Origin of the sequence: Microcoleus asticus IPMA8, assembly GCF_013179805.1 — a bacterium.
GTDB classification, from domain to species: domain Bacteria; phylum Cyanobacteriota; class Cyanobacteriia; order Cyanobacteriales; family Microcoleaceae; genus Microcoleus; species Microcoleus asticus.
Genome location: NZ_SRRZ01000213.1, coordinates 1 through 6,158, shown reverse-complemented (window position 1 = coordinate 6,158; position 6,158 = coordinate 1). Strand labels below are relative to the sequence as shown.

Sequence of the window (6,158 nt, the reverse complement as noted above, 5' to 3'; positions counted from 1 at the left end):
AATTTCTGCTACCCCTTTTAAGTGTGCTTTTAGGCGTTGTTGCTCTGAGGGTGTCATTTTTTTTTACCTCATCTTTTTTCACAGTTTTACTCGCTTTTTCATTTTAGCCCTTTTTCATATATTTGCAAAAGTGAGATGCACCCAAAGCCTGAAATGTTTAGCAGTAAAATATTTCCGCTTTTTGGGCCTGTACGAAGGCCGAGTAGTAGTAATACTCGGCCTTCTCAAACTTGGTTGAATAGTCAGCTAATTTAGGATGCTTTTGTGCTTGTAAGCTTCCTCGAAAGCAAACTCGCGACTTACTTGTGACGTTTCTTAATATCACGTCCTATTGAGAGGGTCGAGGGGAACATTACTATTCCACCCCTCCCGTCCGAAACCGTGCTTGCCAGTTTCCCGGCACACGGCTACTCAATGTGCTTCCATTTTGTCAATATGGGTCTTCAAGCTGCCATCATTGGCAGTTTTATCATCGTGGCAATGACGATGTAATAATTGGAGATTTTGCCATTCCTTCTTACCTCCACAGGAAATGGGTTTAATATGGTCAATTTCCAATAAATCGCCTTCTTGAAAATGCAAATTACACCAAGCACATTTACCCTGTTGTTGTTTGAGAAGCTTCGCTTTCGTAGTAGGCATCTCAGGGTGTTTGCTTAGTCTTAAACTCCAGTAAATTAAGTCACCATCAAAAGGACTTTTATCACCGCGAACTTTAACATAATCGTTCACACTGGAGTGAAATTCGATATGTGTTAGTAACCGTAAAGGATTACTTTCTGACCTAGTGGTGAATACCCAATGGTTATCGCCTATGGTGTGCCAGTATTTTTGATGACCTAAATTAATGCTCCCAGTCTGTCTTTTAGCCCATCTTCTCAGCCGAAGATAAGTAATCCTATCTAAGTAGGAGAAGTCCCCAGTAGTTCCAGCATCTGAGACTCTATAATATGAAGTCCATCCCCTGATAATAGGGTTAAGGTTTTTAATTAGTTCTGCTTGAGAACGTGACCTGTGTTTTGTGATGATACTTTTCATCTCATGTTTATGAGCCTCAATTGCCTTTTTAGAAGGGGTAATGAGGGTGATGAAACCAAGTTTTTTACCTTGACTATTTTTATTGTCTCGGTATTTTCCCACTTTTATCTGTTGAATATGATGTCCCAAAAAATCAAATCCTGGTTGACCATCTTCACTGAAATGGGAGTATAGCGTATGTGCTATTCGCGTCTTTTCTGGTTTCAATTCTAAGCCGATACCTTTGAGCCAATCTTTGATTAATTCCTCACACCTCTTAATGACCGTTAAGGATTCATTTAAAACCACAAAATCGTCGGCGTACCTAATACAGGTTACGCCAGATATTTCGCAGCCAAATTTGCTTTTAGCCCCTCTAAATTTTCCGGCTGAATTGACAGGAAACTCTTGGTTTATCAGGCTTTCTAATCCATGTAAGGCGATGGATGCCAATAATGGCGAAATTACACCGCCTTGTGGTGTTCCAGCCGTGGTAGCTGCAAATTTTCCTGAATCTATCACTCCCGATTTGAGCCAAGCTTTGATTTGTTGCCTGACTGAACCGTTCATGTTTAATTTCAGAAGTAATGCTTCCTGATCTATTCGGTCAAAACACTGCGAGATATCTGCATCTAAAACAAATTTAGATTTTGATACTATGCAGTTTTTGATATGTTTGATAGCATCATGGCATGACCTACCGGGTCGAAAACCGTAGCTTGATGGCTCAAAACGAGCCTCCCATTCCGGTTCAAGGGTAGCTTTCACTACCGCTTGTAAGGCACGGTCAAAAATAGTGGGTATCGAGAGCGGTCTAAATTCGGTTTTCCCTGGTTTTGGTATCCATATCCTCCGTGTAGGTTTGGATTTACCGTTAATGAATAGACCTTTCACCAAGTCAAGACGTGCTGCTGGGGATAGTGATTTAATCCCATCCACTCCTGCGGTCTTTTTTCCCTGGTTGTCTTGTGTTACCCTTCTTACCGCTAATGCCCTATTAGACCAAGACCTCATTAGGGTTTTCTGGAGTTTGCGAACTCGTTGAATATCACCACAACGTGAAGCGGCATAGATGCGTTTTTGCAACTTAAAAACATATCGCTCGACTTGTCGCCAGTTGATAGTCTTCCATCCCTCAGTATTCAATGTTGAATCTGATTTAGGCTTATTCATTGCTATTTACACCCCTATATACAGACACATTGCGGGTTACGTCTGCTTATCCCGGACATTACTCCATCCCTTTTCAGGCTTTGACCGTTATTTCGGTCTAGGCTTTTGCTTTTTTAACCCATCCCTCCCAAATAAAGCTTTTAGCTTGACTGCTTACCTACATATCGACCACTATAGGAACTATAATTTGGGTTATTTCGTTCCTGATATCCATTGTTTTGAGTCTTTAGAGGGTGTCTATCCACCGGGGGTCTAGGAGGTACGCTGCTTCGGTTGCAAGATCCTAACAGTCCAAACCCCATGCCAGTTATTTCCAGCCCAAGGTGTGTCCGAAACACAAGCTTATATCCCTTGGTGAGATCTGACGATGGCTCAACAACACTTCGTTTACTCTCCCCATAAACTCTTGCTTGCAGTTGGTGCTTTCAGCAATTACCACCATTAACCGCTTTCATCCCCGCTTTACAGATTTGATAGTCAGTCTTTTCCGTAGGGGCTACCATTACTGGTAGTTTATGTGCTTTTAACCCCGCACCAGGGCAGTAAGAATTGGTTCTTTGAGAACCTCACTTACATGGATATCAAGTTGTCATTAGTAGAGGATTAAAGTGCGGACTCAGCCCCATAAGGGTTACTCTACTAAAGCCTGGAATCCCCCCAAGAAATGGGTTTCTCCAGAACGAATCGCACTTGCAGGTATCTCGGCTGTACCCCATGGTGGCCTGAACAGAATTTTGCTTTAGCTCGGAGAGTTCGCGCTCAATTTTTTCTCGCAAGGCGCGCTCGGCCACAAGCTGCGATTGAATTTCTGCTAATTCCTGATTGAGTTGTTCTCTCTGGGCTTCTAAGTTACCTAAGTTATTATGTAACCGTTGGTTATCAGCCCGTACTACTTCTAATCCTGCCATTTCAATAAACAACAGTAAAAGCTCGCTATCTGGTTGTTTCACCATGTTCGCATCATGGGTTTCTATCTCTTCTTGTACCGTCTCTATAAATGGTTGGGGAAGAGGTTGCGGCATTCCCATAAATGGACTATTCCCGGATGCCAGTGCTTCTAGGTAATCGTTTCGGCTCATCCCTGCTTTGTCTGCTACAGTCGCCAACCATTGCCACGCAGTGTCGGTCAAGTTGACTGACCGTATCTTGCGAGGGACTTCTGATTTGGGTGCAAACTTGCCTGATTTGTTCCGTGCTTTGTTAGCCATCACCGTATCCATAAATGGTTGATATTTCTATCAAACCATTCCTATAAATGGCTGTCAAGGTTTCGGCAAACCATTTCCATAAATGGCAAGATGCTATATTTTGGCTACGCAGAATCCCCAACGATAAATGCTATTATTTTGGTGGCTGGGGAAATGCGCTGCATACTGCGCGCGGGACTTCAGCCTCCCAGCTTCGCCCTACCGGTTGCAACCTACTTAAAGCCCTATCAGGGATTGAAACTCAGTAGTGAAATATTAGGACGACCCCTAGGGTTCGTGTTGCAACCTACTTAAAGCCCTATCAGGGATTAGCAAACGCTATATATGGTGTTGAGGTGCAGCTGCATCAACACCATATATAGCGTTTACAACTTTAATATTTCACAGTGAGCGGCAGACTTTTCACGCCCAAGTTTGCAATCGACGCCATCCGATCACAAAACCACCGCCAGCCTTCCTGATTTTTTAGAACTACACACCCAGCGCTGCCGGGGTGGTTAGCGTCAAAGTGCAGCCCGAGCTCGGCTCTAGTTCCATACTCTGAAACTACAGGGTCGGGCGTGATGTGGAAAAAATCGCCCTCTACGCCGCGAGTTTCTAACCAATAAGGCTCGCTAGGGATTTGATATTCCCCAGCGGGGATAGGGCCCTTTCCCCTTACCCACTCGTCACCGGGCCGTTGGTAGTCCGCGCACCCGGAAGTCGCCACGTAATCGATCGCCTCGCCGCTGGGATAAATCAACTGCAAATTGCCGTAAATTAGCTCTGAAGATTGAGCTAAATCCATTGTAAAAATTAATTCGTGCATATATCATCTAACTTGTTGTAAAGTCTGGTAATTAACAGTTGAAGATAATCTAATGAGTGCTGCCCTGATACTTTGTCTCTAAAACCGATTGAAACCATCGCTTCTATGTGACCGCATTCGCGATTCAAAGAATCAATGCAATTGCGCAATTCAGCGCAAGTGACTTCTTGGCTATTCAGTAATTGAATTGCTTTAAATGCTGGCATTGCAATTGGGAAGCGATTAGCTTCGCATATGGTCGCTTGAAGGTTGCGGCGACGGTTTGGGAGGAGGGACTAACAAACCAATTAACGCGGGAACAATTGACCCCAATACTGGCACTAAAAGCATTGGGTTTTTATCTTGAATAGCAAGAACTATGCACGCGGCACAAAGCATCATGATAGATATTCCCAAACTCGCGACAGTAAACCGATAGGAGTATTTGTCCATCTAAGTAAAATCCGTGCGGTGCGACGCCAACCTTTCAAAACCTTTTTGCTCCAGGCGCGTGGTAGAACTTCTTACGTGAAAATCGGTTTTTTCTCTTTGGGCTGGAGGCAAAGAAAGATGAATTTGCACGTCGCTAAGCACTTCGCCGTGAATTTCTACAATGCTCCAGAGATTTTCAAAACGAGCTCGGTCGGCTCTTGCTCTAGCTTCTGCTTCGCGCGTTCTGGTTTCTGCTTCCGCTTTTGATACGGCAGAATCTCTGATAGCTTTTTCTACTACCCTAGAACCTTTCCAAATGAACGCAAGAACAGCACACAACGCAGCTAGATTAGCAAGAATATTTGTCCAATTTATAACCATGACAAATGCTTTCAACCAAAAATGCTGCCGTTCAATTGCAACGACAATTAACGGTAAATGTAGAGGTCTTGATTTGCACCCGGCACCGTGTCAACTTGTTGACTGTTAACTTTACTTTCCAGAAGTGCCACTCGTTGCTCTAGTTTTACAATCCTGTCAATGTGATCGTTGAAAGTTTCGGTCAATTTATAAATGTCAACTGTCCCGCTGTCTATGTTTGTCAAAATCTTGGCAAACTGTGCAGCCAAACTTTCTATTTCTTTGCTCATTGAACCTCTATTAAAACAAATACGTTTTGCTCGCTGACAGTACCCCTAATCCACCGAAACATTTTTTTTACTTCTAATCTGTAAACGGCCAACCCTGCATCTACAAATCCCGGTGCGATTGGGAAATTTAGAATGATTCTCTGCGGAGCGAAAGTAACTACCTGCGCTTGCTCGACGTGGGGAATGTCGCCGACAACATCCCATTTTCGCCGAATTAGCATTTTAGAATGGAACCGCCAATCAACCAAACTATTGATAAAAGTCAATCTTATAATATCTTGGTCGATTGCAGAGACGGGGGTTTGCTGCCAGTTTAAGCCGTTCCCCCCTGACAAATCTAATGTTCCCAAAGTTAACCAGGTCATGCAGGAAGCGAAGTCGCCGCGCCGCCGATCGTCGTGCGCAACGATGCGGAAGAGATTGTCCACCCGTTGCCGCCGGCAGCATCGTCACTGCAAAAAGTCGAGACTGTTTTTCCTTCTACTTTCTTAAAAGCTCTAGGAGGATATGGCACGGAAGCGCCAAAAACGAGCTCGTTGTTGTCTGTTTTCTGAGGAATTTTAATGCCCAGCGCTGTCAAATCCGCCGTCGTAAGAACGCTCATTTGATAGTTCGGCATTCGCCAAGCATATTTAATGCCGACTACCTCTACATAAACCACTATTGAACCCTGTAACCCGGCTTCGCTAGGATTAAAATTTTCCACATCTCTTCCGACAGCGAAGCCGCGAGCGGGTTTTATTACTTTGCATCCCTTCCCTAGAGTTGCGCCGCTTGCCACGTAACTGCTGACGTTATCGTCTAGACATCTCCGAAAACAATCAAAGCCTCTGTGTAGTTAAGCTCCTTGACGTAAATGTAATCATCCTAAATTAGCTAGTGTGCACGATA

At 44.0% G+C, this 6,158-nt stretch carries 8 protein-coding genes; all 8 read right to left on the bottom strand.

Annotated features, from left to right (window positions below):
• Positions 1 to 411 precede the first annotated feature (411 nt).
• Positions 412 to 2,190 (bottom strand): group II intron reverse transcriptase/maturase, encoded by a 1,779-nt coding sequence (gene ltrA / locus E5S67_RS30630; protein ID WP_172193058.1) that lies wholly within the window; start codon positions 2,188 to 2,190, stop codon positions 412 to 414.
• A 581-nt stretch (positions 2,191 to 2,771) separates the two neighbouring features.
• Entirely contained in the window at positions 2,772 to 3,410 is a 639-nt protein-coding gene (locus E5S67_RS30625) for a hypothetical protein (protein WP_172193056.1), read from the bottom strand.
• A 361-nt stretch (positions 3,411 to 3,771) separates the two neighbouring features.
• Positions 3,772 to 4,206 (bottom strand): hypothetical protein, encoded by a 435-nt coding sequence (locus E5S67_RS30620; protein ID WP_172193054.1) that lies wholly within the window; start codon positions 4,204 to 4,206, stop codon positions 3,772 to 3,774.
• Positions 4,194 to 4,412, bottom strand: a complete 219-nt coding sequence (locus tag E5S67_RS32890; protein WP_216670823.1) for a hypothetical protein — start codon at positions 4,410 to 4,412, stop codon at positions 4,194 to 4,196. The genes E5S67_RS30620 and E5S67_RS32890 overlap by 13 nt, the downstream gene beginning before the upstream one ends.
• A 226-nt stretch (positions 4,413 to 4,638) precedes the next feature.
• Positions 4,639 to 4,998, bottom strand: coding sequence for a hypothetical protein (locus E5S67_RS30615; protein ID WP_172193052.1), 360 nt, complete (start codon positions 4,996 to 4,998; stop codon positions 4,639 to 4,641).
• Between the two features lie 47 nt (positions 4,999 to 5,045).
• Positions 5,046 to 5,267: a hypothetical protein gene (locus E5S67_RS30610; protein ID WP_172193050.1), complete on the bottom strand. Its 222-nt coding sequence runs from the start codon at positions 5,265 to 5,267 to the stop codon at positions 5,046 to 5,048.
• Positions 5,264 to 5,632, bottom strand: coding sequence for a hypothetical protein (locus E5S67_RS30605; RefSeq protein ID WP_172193048.1), 369 nt, complete (start codon positions 5,630 to 5,632; stop codon positions 5,264 to 5,266). Before E5S67_RS30605 ends, E5S67_RS30610 begins: the two co-directional genes overlap by 4 nt.
• Positions 5,629 to 5,973 (bottom strand): hypothetical protein, encoded by a 345-nt coding sequence (locus tag E5S67_RS30600; protein ID WP_172193046.1) that lies wholly within the window; start codon positions 5,971 to 5,973, stop codon positions 5,629 to 5,631. Before E5S67_RS30600 ends, E5S67_RS30605 begins: the two co-directional genes overlap by 4 nt.
• Positions 5,974 to 6,158: the final 185 nt, after the last annotated feature.